General features: G+C 68.9%; 13 protein-coding genes. 2 read left to right on the forward strand and 11 right to left on the reverse strand.

Annotation, left to right across the window (positions count from 1 at the left end):
* Positions 1 to 7: 7 nt before the first annotated feature.
* Positions 8 to 919: an EamA family transporter gene (locus tag ASE63_RS02445; RefSeq protein ID WP_200962510.1), complete on the forward strand. Its 912-nt coding sequence runs from the start codon at positions 8 to 10 to the stop codon at positions 917 to 919.
* On the opposite strand, the gene mutL is transcribed toward ASE63_RS02445, so the two are convergent.
* The 8 genes from mutL to ASE63_RS02485 form a co-directional block, all read right to left on the reverse strand.
* Entirely contained in the window at positions 916 to 2,721 is a 1,806-nt protein-coding gene (gene mutL / locus ASE63_RS02450) for a DNA mismatch repair endonuclease MutL (protein WP_056795872.1), read from the reverse strand. The genes ASE63_RS02445 and mutL overlap by 4 nt on opposite strands.
* A gap of 256 nt (positions 2,722 to 2,977) precedes the next feature.
* On the reverse strand, positions 2,978 to 4,270 hold the full coding sequence (locus ASE63_RS02455; protein WP_056795875.1) for a pitrilysin family protein: 1,293 nt from the start codon (positions 4,268 to 4,270) through the stop codon (positions 2,978 to 2,980).
* A gap of 46 nt (positions 4,271 to 4,316) precedes the next feature.
* Entirely contained in the window at positions 4,317 to 5,609 is a 1,293-nt protein-coding gene (locus ASE63_RS02460; protein ID WP_056795878.1) for a pitrilysin family protein, read from the reverse strand.
* A gap of 210 nt (positions 5,610 to 5,819) precedes the next feature.
* Complete coding sequence (locus ASE63_RS02465; RefSeq protein WP_056795880.1) at positions 5,820 to 6,467, reverse strand: hypothetical protein; 648 nt, start codon at positions 6,465 to 6,467, stop codon at positions 5,820 to 5,822.
* A gap of 75 nt (positions 6,468 to 6,542) precedes the next feature.
* Positions 6,543 to 7,025, reverse strand: coding sequence for a signal peptidase II (lspA, locus tag ASE63_RS02470; RefSeq protein ID WP_056795883.1), 483 nt, complete (start codon positions 7,023 to 7,025; stop codon positions 6,543 to 6,545).
* Positions 7,022 to 10,021: an isoleucine--tRNA ligase gene (gene ileS, locus ASE63_RS02475; protein ID WP_056795890.1), complete on the reverse strand. Its 3,000-nt coding sequence runs from the start codon at positions 10,019 to 10,021 to the stop codon at positions 7,022 to 7,024. Before ileS ends, lspA begins: the two co-directional genes overlap by 4 nt.
* Positions 10,022 to 10,228: 207 nt before the next feature.
* The gene (locus tag ASE63_RS02480) at positions 10,229 to 11,200 is read right to left on the reverse strand and encodes a bifunctional riboflavin kinase/FAD synthetase (protein ID WP_056795897.1); all 972 of its coding nucleotides are present in this window, start codon (positions 11,198 to 11,200) and stop codon (positions 10,229 to 10,231) included.
* A gap of 83 nt (positions 11,201 to 11,283) precedes the next feature.
* Positions 11,284 to 11,727: a MaoC family dehydratase gene (locus tag ASE63_RS02485; RefSeq protein ID WP_056795899.1), complete on the reverse strand. Its 444-nt coding sequence runs from the start codon at positions 11,725 to 11,727 to the stop codon at positions 11,284 to 11,286.
* A gap of 262 nt (positions 11,728 to 11,989) precedes the next feature.
* Here ASE63_RS02485 and ASE63_RS02490 point away from each other — a divergent pair, with 262 nt between their 5' ends.
* Positions 11,990 to 12,373 (forward strand): response regulator, encoded by a 384-nt coding sequence (locus tag ASE63_RS02490; RefSeq protein ID WP_056795901.1) that lies wholly within the window; start codon positions 11,990 to 11,992, stop codon positions 12,371 to 12,373.
* A gap of 12 nt (positions 12,374 to 12,385) precedes the next feature.
* Here ASE63_RS02490 and ASE63_RS02495 read toward each other — a convergent pair whose 3' ends face one another.
* The 3 genes from ASE63_RS02495 to ASE63_RS02505 form a co-directional block, all read right to left on the reverse strand.
* On the reverse strand, positions 12,386 to 13,255 hold the full coding sequence (locus ASE63_RS02495; protein ID WP_156410147.1) for a TIGR01459 family HAD-type hydrolase: 870 nt from the start codon (positions 13,253 to 13,255) through the stop codon (positions 12,386 to 12,388).
* Positions 13,256 to 13,370: 115 nt separating this feature from the next.
* Positions 13,371 to 14,756 (reverse strand): EAL domain-containing protein, encoded by a 1,386-nt coding sequence (locus tag ASE63_RS02500; RefSeq protein WP_156410148.1) that lies wholly within the window; start codon positions 14,754 to 14,756, stop codon positions 13,371 to 13,373.
* Between the two features lie 445 nt (positions 14,757 to 15,201).
* On the reverse strand, positions 15,202 to 16,989 hold the full coding sequence (locus ASE63_RS02505) for a hypothetical protein (protein WP_156410149.1): 1,788 nt from the start codon (positions 16,987 to 16,989) through the stop codon (positions 15,202 to 15,204).
* Positions 16,990 to 17,091 lie beyond the last annotated feature (102 nt).

A 17,091-nucleotide genomic window follows, 5' to 3' on the forward strand; every position in this document is an offset into this window, starting at 1 on the left:
CGCCGGCATGACGCATAGTCGCGCCATGCCGCACGCCCCTGCCCGCTCTCTCCTGCTCGTCCCGCTGCTCGGCCTGCTCTGGGGCTTCAATTGGCCGGCGGTGCGGATCTCGCTGACCGAGATCGCGCCCTGGACGCTGCGGGCCGGCGGCATGGCCTTCGCCGGGCTGGCGCTGGTCGCAATCGCGCTGGCGAGCGGCAAGTCTCTTTCGGTGCCGCGGCGGCAATGGCTGCGGCTGGTGGTCGCGGGCTTTCTCTCGATCGCCGCCTTCAACGTGCTGCTCGCCTTCGCCCAGCTCGCGGCGCCGACCTCGCGCGCCGCGATCCTGACCTTCACCATGCCGATCTGGGCGACGATCCTGGCGCGCTTCATGCTGGCCGAGCCCCTCGACCATCGCCGGCTGCTGGGGCTCGGGCTTGGTGCGGCCGGCCTTCTCTGCCTCGGCCTGCCGCTGATCGCGAGCGGCAACCTCTCGGTCGGCCTGCTCTATGCGCTGATCGCCAGCGTCAGCTGGGCGCTGGGCACGATCGTCACCAAGCGCTGGCCGGTCGATGCGCCCGCCGTGACCATCGCCGCCTGGCAATTGCTGATCGGCGGGGCGGCGGCCGGCATCGGCATGCTCGCCTTCGAAGGCCTGCCCGTTCCCAAGATGCTGGAGCCGCGGACCTTCGCCGCGCTCGGCTTCCACATCCTCGGCGCGCAGGCGCTGGCCTATTTCCTCTGGTTCACGGTGATCGCGCGGTTGCCGGCAGGCATCGCCAGCCTCGGCACGCTGATGGTGCCGGCCGTGGGCGTGCTCGGTTCGGTCGCGCTGCTGGCTGAGCGCCCGACGCCGAGCGACTGGCTCGGCCTCGCACTGGTGATAACGGCCTCGGGCTCGATCATGCTGCCGGTACGGAAGGCGAAAGGGACGGCCTAGCGGCGCCCGAAAAGACGCTCGATATCCGCCAGCTTGAGTTCGACATAGGTCGGCCGGCCGTGGTTGCACTGGCCGGAATTGGGCGTGACTTCCATCTCGCGCAGCAGCGCGTCCATCTCCTCGGGACGGAGCCGGCGGCCGGCGCGGACGGAGTTGTGGCAGGCCATCGTCGCCAGCACATGGTCGAGGCGACGTTCCAGCGAGCCGGCCGTCCCGTGCTCGGCCAGCGCATCGGCGACGTCGCGGACCAGCTTCTGGAGATTGCCGCCGGCGAGTTGCTGCGGTGCCTCGCGCACCAGAACGGCGCCCGGTCCGAAGGGTTCGAGCCGCAGGCCCAGCGTCTCGAGCTCCTCGCCGGCGGCGTTCAGCCGGTCGGCATCGACGGGGTCGAGCTCGACCACCTCCGGCAGCAGCAGGGGCTGGCGAGCGATCCCGTTCTTCGCACGCTCGCCCTTCAGCCGCTCATAGACGAGGCGTTCATGGGCCGCATGCTGGTCGACGATGACGACGCCTTCCCGCGTCTGCGCGACGATATAGGTCTCGTGGAGCTGGGCGCGCGCCGCGCCGAGCGGGCGGTCGAGCGCATCGGGCGCAGGCTCTGCGAGATGGGCACGGGCGTCGGCGGAGGGCGCGGCGAGATCGGAAAAGCCCTGCTGGTTGCCGGCATCGTAGCGCCCCGCAGGAGCCGTCCAGGCGGGACCGGATGGCAGGTTCGGCCGCATCGGCGTGTTGGCGTTACCGGCGCCAGTGAAGACGGCGCGGAAGGCTTCCAGCGTGCGGGCGCCGCCGGTCGTGGTGGCGCGGTGGCCTGCCTCGGCCAGCGCGCCCTTCAGCCCGGAGACGACGAGGCCGCGCACCAGCCCCGGGTCGCGGAAGCGGACCTCGCTCTTGGCCGGATGGACGTTGACGTCGACGAGGCGCGGGTCGCAGGCGATGTCGAGGAAGAGCACAGGGTGGCGGTCGGAGGGCACGACGTCGGCATAGGCGCCTCGCACCGCCGAGAGCAGCAGCTTGTCGCGCACCGGGCGGCCGTTGACGGCCAGATGCACGCCAGCCGAGGTGCCGCGGTGGAAGGTCGGCAGGCCGGCGAATCCGGTGACGCGGAAGCCCTCGCGCTCCGCGTCGAGCCGAAGCGCATTCTCCGGAAAGTCGCGCCCCAGCGCCCGGCCGAGCCGGCGCAGCCGGCCGTCCTCACCCAGAGCCTCGGCCGGCCAGTCGAAGGGCGAGACATGCTCGCCCTCCAACGCGAAGCGGATTTCGGGATGCGCGATGGCGAGGCGGCGCAGCATCTCGGAGACGGCCTGCGCCTCGGCCCGGTCGCTCTTCAGGAATTTCAGGCGGGCGGGGGTGAAGATGAAAAGGTCGCTGACTTCGATGCGCGTGCCGATCGCGGCGGCGACGGGACGCACCACGCCTTTCTCGCCGGCCTCGACGACGAGGCCGGAGCCCTGGGCGGCGTCGTGCCGGCGGGTCGCGATCGAGAGGCGCGCGACCGAGCCGATCGAGGGCAGCGCCTCGCCGCGGAAGCCGAGCGAGCGGATCGCGAAGAGATCGCCATCGGGGAGCTTGGAGGTGGCATGACGCTCGACGGCGAGCGCGAGGTCCTCCGGCGTCATGCCGGCGCCGTCATCGACCACGCGGATCAGCTCGCGCCCGCCGGCGGCGATCGTGACGGAGATCGCGCGGGCGCCGGCATCGATCGCGTTCTCGACCAGCTCCTTCACGGCCGCGGCCGGCCGCTCGATCACCTCGCCGGCGGCGATGCGGTCGACCAGGACGGGATCGAGGCGGCGGACGGACATGGGGCGATCCGGAAGAGCGAGTCAGGGTGACAGCGAATCGTGCCGCCTCCTCAGGGAGGATAGCGGCGGAGGGCGCTCGACGCTCGCAGCGTGAGCGTTCTCCTCAACCCTCATCCTGAGGAGCCGCAAAGCGGCGTCTCGAAGGATGCTCCAGCTTTATCCGGAGCATCCTGGAACATCCTTCGAGACGCGGGCCTTGCCCGCTCCTCAGGATGAGGGCTGAGGGATGGACCGCAATTCGAATTGCGGGCGCTTCTCAGACCAGATCGACCGGTCGACCCACCGCCTGGACCAAGAGGCGCGGGTCGCCGAAGAGGCGCTCGGCGACACGCTTGACCTCGGCCAGCGTCACTGCGGCGAAGAGCCGGTTGCGCTCGGCCAAGAAGTCGGGCTCGAAGCCGTTGACCGCGAGGCTCAGGAGCTCGGAGGCGATCTTCGGCGAGGTGTCGAAGCGCAGCGGGTAGGAGCCGATGATGTAGCGCTTGGCCTCCTCGACCTCGTGCTCGCTCGGGCCCTCGTCTGCGAGCTTGGCCATCTCGTCGCGGATCACCTTCATCGATTCGGCGGCGCGGTCGTTGCGGGTGGCGGTACCGCCGACCAGCATGGCGCCCTCGCGCAGCGGCATCAGCGTCGAGGAGACGCCATAGGCGAGCCCGCGCTTCTCGCGGACCTCCTGGAACAGCCGCGAGGTGAAGGCAGAGCCGCCGAGAATATGGTTCAGCACGCTGCCGGTGATGAAGTCCGGATCATGCCGCATCAGACCCGGGCCGACGAAGCGCAGCACGGTCTGCGGCACGTCGAGATCGATAACATGGGTCTCGCCAAGGCCCTGGATCGGCAGAGGCTGGCCCGGCAGGTCGCGCGGCCGGCCTTCCGGCAACACACCGAAGACCTGGTCGAGGCGGCGGGCGAGCTCGTCAGCCGTGATGTCGCCGACGACGACGACCTTGAGGCCGGCGCGGGCGAGAAGCCCTTGCGACATCGCCTTCAGCGCAGCCGGTTCCAGCCGCGAAACGCTGTCGACATCGCCGCGCTCGGGGCGGGCATAGGCATGGCCGGCGAAGGCCGCGGCATAGAGGGCGTTGCGGCAGAGCGTCTCGGGATTCTGCGCCTGGCGCTGCAGCCCGGCGACGACCTGCGCCTTGACCCTTTCCACGGCGTCGGCATCGAAGCGCGGGGCGCCGACAGCGAGCGACAAAAGCTCGAAGGCCGTGTCGCGATGGCTGGACAGCGTCTGCAGATGGCCATGGAAATCGTCGCGGCGCGCATCGAAGCCGAGGCTGATCGCATGGTCGGCGAGCTTGCCGTGGAAGGCCTCGGCGTCGAGATCGCCCGCGCCCTCATCGAGAAGGCCGGACACAAGATAGGCGCTGCCGGCGGCATTGTCGGGGTCGCGCGTGGCGCCGCCGTCGAAGGCGAAATCTACGGCGATCAGCGGCAGGCTGTGCTCCTCGACGAGCCAGGCCTCGACGCCGTTAGCCGAGCGGACCTTCTGGACCGCCAGAGCGGGGCCGGCGAGGTTGATTGCAGCGGGAATGGGTGCGTTCATGTCATGTCCTGACGGCAGGCGCCGGTCTCGGGCGGGAACGGCGTGTTCAGGCGGAAGGCAGCAGCAGGCCGGTGACGCCACGGTCCGGCCGGAGATAGCGGCGGGCGGCCTCGATCACGGCGTCGCGCGGCACGGCCTCGATCCGGGACGGCCAAGCCAGCACGTCCTCGACGGTCTCGCCCACCGCGAGCGATGCACCGAAAATGCGGGCGAGCGAGGACTGGTTGTCGCGGGCGAAGATCGTCTCGGCGACGAGCCGGGTGCGGGCGCGGGCGAGCTCGAGCTCGCTCGGCCCTTCGGCGAGGAAGGTCGCCAGCGCGGCGTCCAGCCCCGCTTCGAGCGCGGCCATCTCGACGCCGGGGCGCGGGCTGGTCGAGAGCTGGAAGGCGGCACGGTCGACCATCGAGCCCATGAAATAGGCGCTGGCGCCGGAGGCCAGCTCGTCCTCGACGCAGAGCGTGCGATAGAGCCGCGAGGTCGTGCCGCCGCCGAGGATTTCGGCGGCGATCTCGAGCGCGAAAACCTCGCCCGGGTCCCCGCTGAGATAAGTCGGGGTCAGCCAGGCGCGCCGCAGCGAAGGCTGGCGCACGCGCGGATCGCTGAGCGACACACGGCGCGCGGCGCGCGGATCGGGCTCTGCCGGGCGCTTGCGGACGGGCTTCTCGCCGCGCGCCGGGATCGCGCCATAGGTTTCCTCGGCGAGGCGGCGCACGGTTGCGGCATCGGTATCGCCGGCGACGACGAGGATCGCGTTCTCGGGGGTGTAGAAGCGCTGGTAGTAGGCGAAGGCGTCGCCGCGGCCGAGTTCCTCGATCTCGTGCTCCCAGCCGATGATCGGCGTGCCGTAGGGATGGTGCACGAAGAGGGCCGAGGAGAACTCCTCGCCGAGCTGCGCGGCCGGGTCCGCATCGACGCGCATCTTGCGCTCTTCGAGGACGACGTCGCGCTCAGGCGCAACGACGCTCTCGTCGAAGGCCAGCCCCGTCATCCGGTCGGCCTCGTAATCCATCATCGCCCGCAGATGCTCCTTCGGCACGCGCTGGAAATAGGCGGTGTAGTCGAAGGAGGTGAAGGCGTTCTCCTGGCCACCGAAGCCGGCGACGATCTTGGAGAACTCGCCCGCCGGCCATTTGGCCGTGCCCTTGAACATCAGGTGCTCGAGGAAATGCGCGATGCCGGACTTGCCCGCCGGATCATCGGCCGAGCCGTTGCGATACCAGACCATATGGGTCACCACCGGAGCGCGGTGGTCCGGCACGACGACGACATCCAGGCCGTTATCGAGTTGGAAGGCTGTGACGGGCTGGGCGGCCTGGCTCTGCTGCGGATGCACGTTCACCTGAGGCCGTCTCCCGAGTTGCGCGGCTGCTGAGAACGCGCGGATGCAATGGCTACACGAATTGATAGGCGCACGAATGCTGCCGCGCCCGCGGGGATGTTCAAAGGCGAGATAGGGCGGCGTTGCACGAAACGCCAGAGCCATGCGCCGTCAGCTGCAATCGGCGAGCCGGGCGGTTCCGCCATGCGGCAACCGGCCCGACATCGCGCCTCACTGCTGCACCGGAATCCTGCCGGTCAGGAACTCGCGCTGGCCGGTGGACTGCCTGTCCTCGACGGGGCCGGCGCGGCCCGGGCCGAGCGCAGCCGTACCGGCCGGGCGGCGGTAGCCCACCGGCGGCTCGGAAAGCAGACGGCGCGGCGGCTCCTCGCCATGGACCAGCTGGTCGGCGGCATCCTGGTTGCGGCGCGCGGCCAGGTCACGGCCGATTTTGATCGGCTCGATCTGGTTGCTGTAGTTGTTGGACTCCTCGGCGACCATCGGGCGGCCGGCATCGCGCGCGGTGCGGCCGCGACGCAGCTCCTCCTGGCTGAGCAGGGGATTGTTGCGATAGTTGGGGTTGAAGACCGGCGCGCGCGTGCCCTCGGCATCGGCCCGGCGCTGGGCAACGTCGGGGTCGTTCGGCCAGGCGGTGTTGCGGGCGCTCGCCGGCTCCTGCGGCCGCGGCAGCACCGAGCTCGGCGGCACGACCAGCGGCGGGCGCTGCCGGTACTCGATATCATCTCCCGGCCGGCCGCCGCCGATGACGCCCTCCATCAGATTCTTGAAGAGCATGCCCTCCTGGGCGAACGCAGGCTGGGCCGCAAGCAGAAAGCCGCCGGCCAGCAGCAGATGCGTCACGCGGATGCGGTGAGCCATATCAAACCTCCCTCGGGGCAATCGCTTCCCCGTCTCAAACCCCAGACGAACGGCAAAAGGATGGCGAAGACGCAACTATGCCGTCTTTCCAACGCCCGGGCGGAAGGACTCATACAGGAGCCCGACCACCCCGACAACGATGGCCGCGTCGGCGATATTGAAGATGTACCAGCTGAAGCTGCCGTAATGCAGGTGTACGAAATCAACCACCGCGCCATAGACGGTGCGGTCGACCCCGTTCCCGAGCGCTCCGCCGATGACCAGCGCGAGGCTGGCCACAGTGAGCGGGCGCGGCTCGCGCCACATCCAGCGCCAGAGCCAGATCGCCGCGACGATCGAGACCAGTACGAGGCCCCAGCGGCCGATATCGGTGCTCTGCTGGAAGAGGCCGTAGGAAATGCCCCGGTTCCAGGCGAGCACGATGTTCATGAACGGCGTGACCGCAAAGGGACCGGTCTCGGCAAGGCGCAGGCCGAAGAGCAGCCAGAGCTTCAACGCCTGGTCGGCGAGGAAGACGACCAGCACGATGCTGACGCCGAGGCGGCGGGTGCTGCTCATTTGCCGCGGCGCCCGAGCTCGCGCAGCGCCCTGGCATCGCGCGCCGTCACCTCCGGATAGGCGGGATCGGCCTCGGCAGGGTCGAAATATTTCCACGACCGGGCGCATTTGATGCCGGCGGCCCGATGCGAAACCACGGCGACGCCCGGCACATCGGCGAGGCGGAAGGCATCAGTCGGCCCCTCCCCGTTCTCGACCCTGATGCCGGAGGTGATGCTGATTTCGGCGAGGTCGACGCCGGACAGTGCCGCCAGGAGATCGACATCGCTGACGAAGACCTGCGGCGCAGCCTCGAGCGAGGAGCCGACGCGCTTGGCGGCACGTTCGAGTTCGAGCGCGCCGGTGACGACACGGCGGACCTTGCGGATCTTGCTCCAGCGCTCGGCCAGTTCCGGATCGAGCCAAGCGGCCGGCGCCTCGGCGAAGCGCTCTAGATGGACCGAGCCCTCGCCGGTCTTCTGATCCGGATAGCGCTCCAGCCAGGCCTCTTCGGCAGTGAAGACCAGGATCGGCGCGAGCCAGGTCGTCAGGCAGCGGAAGAGATGGTCGACGACGGTGAGCGCGCTGCGGCGGACATGGCTGGAGCGCGGATCGCAATAGAGCGCGTCCTTGCGGACGTCGAAATAGAAGGCCGAAAGCTCGGTGTTCATGAACTGCGACAGCAGTGTCACGACCTTCTTGTAGTCGTAGGTGCGATAGGCCTCCTCGACCTGCGGGCCGAGTTCGGCCAGCCGGTGCAGCATCAGCCGCTCCAGCTCCGGCATGGTCTGCGGCGAGGCGACGCGGATGTCCTCGTCGAAATGAGCGAGCGTGCCGAGCATCCAGCGCATCGTGTTGCGCAGCTTGCGATAGGTCTCGACGAAGGTCTTCAGGATCTCCTTGCCGATGCGCAGATCGTCGGAATAGTCGGCCGCGGCGACCCAGAGGCGCAGGATGTCGGCGCCGGAGTCCTTGATGATGTCCTGCGGGGCCGTGACGTTGCCCTTCGACTTCGACATCTTCTCGCCCTTCTCGTCCAGGCAGAAGCCATGGGTGAGGACGATGTCGTAGGGCGCGCGGCCGCGCGTGCCGCAGCTTTCCAGTAGGCTCGAATGGAACCAGCCGCGATGCTGGTCGGAGCCTTCGAGATACATCACCTTGTCGCGGCCGCCATCGACGACGCGCCGCGTCGCGAGATCGGCGCGCTTCTCCAGGGTGAAGGCGTGGGTGGAGCCTGAATCGAACCAGACGTCGAGCACGTCGGTGACGCGCTCGTACTTGGTCGGATCATAGCCATGCGGCTTGAGGAAGCGGGCGCCATCGGTGTCGGTGAACCAGGCGTCGGCGCCTTCGGCCTCGAAGGCCTCGGCAATCGCGGCGTTGACCTTGGCGTCGACGAGGATCGCCTTCGTCTCCTTCTCGACGAAGACGGTGATCGGCACGCCCCAGGCGCGCTGGCGCGAGACCACCCAGTCGGGCCGGTTGGCGATCATGCCGTTGATGCGGTTCTCCCCGGCGGCGGGCACCCATTCGGTGTCCTTGATCGCCTTCAGCGCGCGGTTGCGCAGCGTGTCGGCATTGCCGCCCGCGACCGGCTTCGGATCGGCCGCATCCGGGGCGCCGACGTCGCCGATCGGCTTGTCCATGGCGATGAACCATTGCGGCGTGTTGCGGAAGATCACCGGCTTCTTCGAGCGCCAGCTATGCGGATACTGATGCTTGAGGCGGCCGCGCGCGATGATGTTGCCGGCTTCGACCAGCGCCTTGATGACGACGTCGTTGGCGTTGCCCTTCTCGCCCTTGTCGGTGATGACCTGCGCACCCTCGAAGCCCGGCGCATCCTTGGTGAAGCGGCCATCGGCATCGACGGTGTAGGGGATGCGGGTCTCGATGCCGCGCTCGGCCAGCTTGCGGCCATTCGCCATCCAGACGTCGAAGTCCTCGCGGCCATGGCCCGGCGCGGTGTGGACGAAACCGGTACCGGCATCGTCCGTGACATGATCGCCGTCGAGCAGGGGCACGTCGAAGCCATAGCCCTGGCCGCGCAGCGGATGCGCGACCGTCAGCCCGGCGAGCTGATCGGCGGGCACCTCGGCAACCAGCTCGAAGCTATCGACCTTGGCGGCCTTGAAGACGCTTTCGGCAAGGTTCTTGGCGAGGACATAGCTCGCTCCGAGCTTCGCCCAATTGTTCTCCGGCGCTGCCGTGACACGGTAGAGGCCGTAGGCGATCCTGTTGTGGAACGAGATCGCGCGGTTGCCCGGAATCGTCCAGGGCGTGGTCGTCCAGATGACGATGGAAGCACCGGCGAGCGGCCCCTGCCCGTCAAGCACCGGGAACGCGACATGGATGGTATCGCTCGTATGTTCCTCGTACTCGACCTCGGCCTCGGCCAGCGCGGTCTTCTCGACCACTGACCACATCACCGGCTTGGAGCCGCGATAGAGCTGGCCGGTCTCGGCGAATTTCATGATCTCGCGGGCGATCTGCGCTTCTGCGGGATAGGCCATCGTCAGGTAGGGATCGTCCCAGTCGCCCTCGACACCGAGACGCTTGAACTCCTTGCGCTGGACGTCGACCCAGTGCTCGGCGAAGGAGCGGCATTCCTTGCGGAACTCGACGACATCAACGTCGTCCTTGTTCAGCCCCTTGGCGCGATATTGCTCCTCGATCTTCCACTCGATCGGCAGGCCGTGGCAGTCCCAGCCCGGCACGTAGTTGGAGTCGTAGCCGAGCATCTGCTGCGAACGGGTGACGAGGTCCTTGAGGACCTTGTTCAGCGCGTGGCCGATATGGATGTTGCCGTTGGCATAGGGAGGGCCGTCATGCAGGACGAAGCGGTCGCGACCCTGGCCGGCCTCGCGCAGCTTGCGGTAGAGGTCGATCTTGGCCCAGCGCGCGAGCAGCTCGGGCTCGCGCTGCGGCAGGCCGGCGCGCATCGGGAACTCGGTCTGCGGCAGGAACAGCGTCTGAGAATAGTCGACGGCTTCGGTCTTTTCGGCGTGCTTGTCGGTCATGGTCCGGCTCGGGCAATGCGGATGAGCCTGCCATGGTTGCCTGGCTTGGCGCCGATCCGCTGAGTAAATCAGGAGAAGCGATCGTCACCCGGCTTGCGCAAGCGCCCACGCATCAGCGCAGGGCGGCAGCCGGGCCCGTAATTCGCCGGAAAACATCGATGATCTGGGCGCAAAAGGCGAGCATGAGCGGCTTCTAGCAGGCGCGCGTTACGGAAGGAAGTGCGGCGTGCCGGCCAGGATGTCGCGAGCCGCCAGGCTGTCGGCGTCCATCTGCACGATCAGGGCCTCGAGGCTATCGAACTTCGCCTCGCCGCGCAGCCAGGCGACGAAGGCGACATCGATCTTCCTGCCATAGAGGTCGCCCGCGAAATCGAAGACGAAGGTTTCCAGCCGCGGCGCGCCGTCGTCGAAGGTCGGGCGGCTGCCGAAGCTGGCGACGGCGTCATGCCAGACGGCGTCGATCCGCACTCGCACCGCATAGATGCCGTGACGCAGGCGGCAATCGCGGGGCAGATGCATGTTGGCCGTGGGATAGCCGAGATCGCGCCCGCGCTTGTCGCCATGGGCGACGGCGCCACGCACGAACCAGGGCCGGCCGAGGAATTCGGCGGCGCGGGCGACGTCGCCCTGCTCCAGCGCTGCGCGGATCAGCGTCGAGGAGACGGGCTCGCCATGCCAGGAATAGGGCGGCACGACCGCGACCGGCACGCCGGCGCGCATCGCGCGCGCCTCGAGCATTTCCGGCGAACCGCTGCGGCCCTGGCCGAAATGGAAGTCGTAGCCGCAGACCAGCCCGCCCGCTCCGAGACGGCCCAGCAGGAGATCGTCGATGAAGGCCTCGGCATGGATCGCGGCGATGTCGCGGTCGAAGGGCAGCACGAAGGTCAGGGGCAGCCCCTGCCCGGCAAGAAGCTCGGCCTTCACCACGGGCGGCGTCAGCCGGAAGACCGGCTGCTCAGGGCGGAAGACGCTGCGCGGATGCGGTTCGAATGTCAGCGCCGCGGCCCGCGCGCCGCGCTGCGACGCCATCTCGCGGGCGACGCGGGCGAGCTCGGCATGGCCGCGATGCACGCCGTCGAAATTGCCGAGCGCGATCACCGCGCCGCGCAGGGCGGCAGGCAGCGGCTTGTCGAGGTCGAGCACGAAGGTCGAATGCGCGTCTGCGGTGGTGGAGGTCATCGAGCAGGAAGGTCCGGGCGCCCGGCAGCCGCCGGACAGCCCCGTCATTGGCCAGACGCGGCGGAGGCGTCAAGCCGGCCGGGTCAAGCGGCGGGGCGCGCCGGCGGCATGGCGACCCAGGCCTCTCCCTCCAGAACCGGCTTGCCGTCGACCAGGCACTCGCAGAACAGCCGGACGCGGCGGCGCTCGGCCACCAGCTCGGCGACCTCGACCCGGGCGGTGACGACATCGCCGATCTTGACTGGCGCCAGGAAGGTCAGGGTCTGCGAGAGATAGACGGCGCCCGGCCCGGGCAGGCGCGTGCCGAGCAGGGCCGAGACCAGGCTTGCGGTCAGCATGCCATGGGCGATGCGCTGGCCGAATTTCGTGCCCGCGGCATAGCGATCGCAAAGATGGATCGGGTTCGCATCGCCGGAGAGGTCGGCGAAGAGCGAGACGTCGCGTTCCATCACCGTGCGCATCAGGCTTTCGCTCTGACCGAGGACGAGGTCCTCGAAAGCGTGGACGGTATAGAGAGCGTCGTTCATGGGGCTTGCCTTCGCCACGGGCGCGACATCGAGAGTTCTCGGCCCGGCTCGATCTGTCCTGACCAAGAGTCGCATAATGGCGGCGGGCCGGCCATTGGACTTTCGTGCTGCACTGCAAAAAACACTTACGCTGGGTCAGTCCGGTATCGAATTAACCGCTTTGAAAGCCGGGGGCGCTATCAGGCGATCGATAGCCGCTGCCCCGGCAGGGGCGGCGCGGCGCGGGTTGCCCGACGCCGTAATCTCTGCCTGGAGCAACGCAATGGCTCTCGACCCGTCCATGCCCATCCTCGTGGTCGACGACTACCAGACCATGGTCCGGATCATCCGCAACCTGCTGAAGCAGCTTGGCTTCGAGAATGTCGACGATGCCTCGGACGGGCAGGCTGCGATCGCCAAGATGCGCGGCAAGCAGTACGGGCTCGTAATCTCCGACTGGAACATGGAGCCGATGACGGGCTTCGAGCTGCTGCGGCGCGTGCGCGAGGAGGATGCCCTCGCCAGCACGCCCTTCATCATGGTCACGGCCGAATCCAAGACCGAGAACGTCATCGCCGCCAAGAAGGCCGGGGTGAACAACTACATCGTCAAGCCGTTCAACGCCCAGACGCTGAAGACGAAGATCGAGTCCGTCTGCGCTGCCTGAGCGCCTTACGGCTCACCACACCAGATGCGGCAACGCATAGGCCGGGCGGTGGCTCTGCCGTCCGAACCAGCCGTGCCGCTCGTCCCAGGATGCCTCCATCAGGTCCTGGGCATGGATGCCCGCCAGCACCATGATGCCGGTCGCGCCGAAGGCATCGGCGCCGGCGATATCGGTGCGGATCGCGTCGCCGATGGCGCATATACGGTCCCGCGCAATCGGAACGCCACGCTTGCCCTCGGCCAGCGCCAGCGCCGCCTCGTAGATCGGCCGGTGAGGCTTGCCGGCATAGACCGCCTTGCCGCCCAATTCCTCATAGGCCAGCGCGACCGAGCCGGCGCAGGGCACGATGCGGCCACCGCGCTCGACCACCAGATCGGGATTGGCGCAGATCATCTCGAGGCCGCGCGCCGCGAAGCCGGCCAGCAGCCCGGAATAGGTTTCGGCCGTGTCCTTCTCGTCGTCGAACAGGCCGGTGCAGAGCACGTAGTCCGCCTCATCCGGTCCGGCCTCGGGCGCATCGAGCCCCGCGATCAGCGGCAGGTCGCGATCGGGGCCGAGCCGGAACATCGGCCGGCCGGCGCGCGCCTGAATCAGGGCGCGGCAGACATCGCCGGAGGTCACGATCGCGTCCCAGGCCGCTTGCGGAACGCCGAGGCCGGCGAGCTGGCGCTCGATCGCGGCGCTCGGGCGCGGCGCGTTGGTGACGAGCACCACGGTGGTGCCGCGTGCGCGCATCGCGACCAGCGCCTCGACCGCCCCGGCGAAGGGCGCGACGCCGTTATGGACGACACCCCAGACATCGCAGAGGCACAGATCGAAGCGATCGGCGATCTCGGAATAGCCCGGAAGGGGCCGGGTGGTGGCGATCTCGGATGGCGGCAAGGCGTGTCACTCCCTTTGGCGGCTCGGGCGGGTGGCATCGCTCTACAGCATCGGGCGGTCCGCGGCACCCGCGGCGATGCGACGGCGCCCTGCCGGAACCGCAGGCACCATTGCTTCAGGCGCTGGCGCGGCGCAGGACGGAACGGAAGGAGACCCGCGCAGGCGGCGCCTCCGGGGCCGGGGGAGGCGCTGGATAGCCGATGATCTCGGCGGCGGGGCGCGGCTCCGGCAGCGGAGGGGGCGGTTCGGGCGCAGCAGCCGGGACCGGGGCGGCGGCCGGCTCCGCGAAGACATCCGGCTTGACCGGTCGAGGCGGCGAGAAGACCAGCCCCTGCCCCATCATCACGCCGAGATCGATCATGTCGGCAACCATCGGATCGTCTTCGACCTGCTCGGCGATCAGCACGACGGAGGCGCGCGCCAGCAGCATAGAAAGATCGCCGGCGGCGATATCCGTCGCGGCATGGCCATCGGCATGCTCCATCAGCAGCGCAGCCGGCGCCTTGACGAAGCAGATGCCGCGGTCGAACAGCGCGATCGGATCGAGGCGCAAATCGACAAGTTGGTCGAGGGCGAAGCGCACGCCATTGGCCGACATCGCGCCGAGCAGTCCCAGGCTCGTCGGGTCGAGGCCGCGGAAGACGGTCTGCGGCATCTCGACGATGAGGTGGCCGGTATGCTCGCGATATTTGTCGAGGATGCGCGACAGCGTCGCCAGCGCCTTCGACGAGTTCCAGGTCGCCTGGCTGAAATTGCAGGAGACGAAGAGCTCGCCCTCCTTCGAGCCGAGATGCCGGGCGATGGCGAGCGCGCGTGTCAGCACGAGCGCGTCGAGTGTCGGCCCGAAACCACGCTCCTCGATGATGGAGAGGAATTCATGCGGCAGCAGCAGCGTGTTCTCGTCGAGCCGCAGGCGGACCAGCGCCTCGTAGCCGCGGGTGCGCCGCTGCGGCAGCTGCACGATCGGCTGCAGATGCACCTCGACCTTGCCCTCGGACAGCGCGGTCCCGATGACGGCGGCTCGCTCGGCTGCGGCCTTATCCTCGGCCTGCCGGGCGGCCTCGGCCCGCTCGGCTGCCTGCGCGCGCAGGCGTTCCTGCCGCGCGACCTCCGGATCGATGACCGGGACGGGGGCCAGGGCAGGCACGGGCGCGGCGGCCGCGAGCCGCGACTGGACGCTCGCGAGTGCGGCATCGTGATCGGCCAAAGTCGTCGCGACCTGATGGATCAGATCGCCGAGCAGGCCGACCTCGGCCGTCAGCTCGTTGATGGCGGCACGTGCCGGAACCGCATCGGCCTCGCGCATCGGCATCTGCTCGACCCTCTGCGACAGGGAATCGATGCGGATGGCGTTGGTCGCGAGCCGGACCTTGACCTCGCCGACGGCGGCCAGAACCTGCTCGCGCTGCGCAAGACCACGGCGCTCATACAGCAGGGTCGAGCCGAATGCGCCCGCGCCGGCCAGCAGCAGGCCGAGCGCGCTGCCGAGGGGAGCCGGCATCAGAAGCATCAGGACCGCGCCCGCGGACAGCCCGGCTACGGCGCTGGCGAGGGGATGCAGGGCATTCGGTCGGAGACGGGCCAAGGCAGCTGATCGCACGGCAAGGTTGATCGGACGGGAGGGCGAATCACACCACTTTGGCGAGAGTACCCTTGCGCCAGGCTGCAAGCGAGGATTTGCGCATGCTCGGCATGCGCGAAAATCCCTGGACCAGACCGGACGTGCATTTCCCGGCCTTGGAGCCCGCCTGGAAACGCGCGCCCTCATCCTGAAAGACTGGCCTGAATCAAATCGCGCAATCCCAAGAATCTGCGACGGCCTGTCAACAAGCTCGCCGTCTTCCGACAGGCCGCGCCGGCGGCGCCGCTCCGGAATGACGGCGTGGGGATGAAGAAGCCCGAAGGGCTGTCTGAAAGGATGAGGGCTGGGGAAATTGCGGCCGGCCTCAGGGGGGCGCCAGGGCGATATCGGCGACGAGCCGATCGACCACCTCCGGGCGGAAGCCCCTACGCATCATCCAGAGCCGGGGATCGATCGCGAAGAGCGGGAAGTTCTTCCCCAGCGCCATGACGGCCTCGGCCTTTTCGGCCTCGTTGCCAGCCTGGGCAGCGAGCAAGGCCCGGCCAAGCAGGGCGTAGACGTCGTCCCCCGCTGCCAGAAAGGCGCCGTAGCTCTGCGAAACCTGTTTGTCACCAAGCAGATAGGCGCCGAGCAGGGCGTAGAAATCATAGGCGGGCGGGCGCCCGGCGCTGAGCTCGATCGCGCGCTGCATGAGCTGCAACCCTTCCGCCGGCCGGTTGATCTGGATGTAGCGCGCGCCGAGCGCGGCCTTGATGTCCGAGTCGTAGGGGTTGAGGACCAGAGCGCTCTGCCCGGCCTTGATCGCCTCCTCCGTCGCGCCGCGCGCGAACAGGACGTCCATCATGACCTGCTGGGCCCGCCCGCTCGAGGGCGCCAGCCGGACCGCTGTCAGGGCTGCGGCCAGCGCCCGGTCCAGCGGCGGACCCGGCAGCGGATTGAGCCCGCTGCTGTATTCGCCCAAAGCGAGGAAGGCGAGCTGCACCCAGGCCGGGAAGAAGGTTGGATCCCGATCAACCAGTTCCTCGAGGCATTTGCGCGCCGCGAGATGGTCCTCGGGCTTCAGCGTACGGCGGACATCGATCGCCTGATAGAGGCAGCGCATCGTCCCGGGCTGCGCGTATTGGCGGATATCGGCGTGGATGATGCCGAAGGGCTCGGCCAGCCGGATCGCCACGCGCCGGGCGAGCTCGGGCAGATCGCCGTCCTCGGCGCTCAGCGCCCGCGACGAGGAGGACGACCAGACGATTCGGCCGTCGCGAACCGAACGGAGCCGCCCGAAGCTCTCGAGCGTGCCGTCGATCGCCTGGGCCGTCATCTCGAAGACGTAGTCTGCATCGGCGGGCGCGGCCTCGCCGGCGGGCGGCGCCTTGACGGTGAGGAGGTCGTCGAACCTGGTCAACGCATCGACGAGGAAGCGCGAGAACCGCTGCGCGAGCGCGCCGAGCTTCGGATCGGCCGAAAGTTCCGGAAGCAGGACGGCCACGACCGTCACCTGCAGCGGCGCTCCCGGCACGGCCTGCCGCGGAGCGGGCGGCTCGGAGCCAGCCGCCAGCACCGACGCCGCCTGATGGCGCGGCGTCGCGGCCGGCCAGCCAAAGTGCCATGCCGCCGCGAACGCCAGGACGGCGCAGAACCCGACGCCAAGCAGGACGGACCAGCGCTTCCAGGCCCCGGTGAATCGCGGCCGTGCCGGAACCGGCGCCACATCGCCGGCGGGCTCGGAGAGCGGCGCGGCGGCCGCTTCCGCAGCAGGCTCCGCCCGATCCTCGCCGGCTCCAGGCGCAGCGCCGGCCAGATCGAAGACCGGGATATATGCTCCGACGGGCATCGAAATCCTGACCGGATCATCGGCACCTTCGCCGGCATAGTACTGGGCCAGCGCCCGGCGCAGGCGGCCGGCCTCGACGCGAACGATCGGGTCCGACTGCGGATCGAAATCGGCCGACCGGCCAAAGGCCTCGACGGCGATGGTGTAGCCTTTCAGCTCGGCGCCGCGGCCTTCGAGAGCGCTCTCGACGACGAAGCCCAGAAAGGCGGAGAGCTGCGGCGCAGCCCGAAACGCATCGGATGCGAGAACCCGCGCCAGCCCGGCGCGGATATGCGTCGGGAACCCGTCTCCCGGCCGCTCCGGCAATGCGTCGCCTTCAACCATGGGGGTCGGGTCCAGCTTTCGCCCCTTGTTCAGCCTACGCCAGAAGCGACCCAACGTCACCCTTTCGCGAGAGAAGCCCGACGATTCTCGCTGCGCGCAGAT

The organism is Allobosea sp. Root381 (assembly GCF_001429395.1).
GTDB lineage: Bacteria > Pseudomonadota > Alphaproteobacteria > Rhizobiales > Beijerinckiaceae > Allobosea.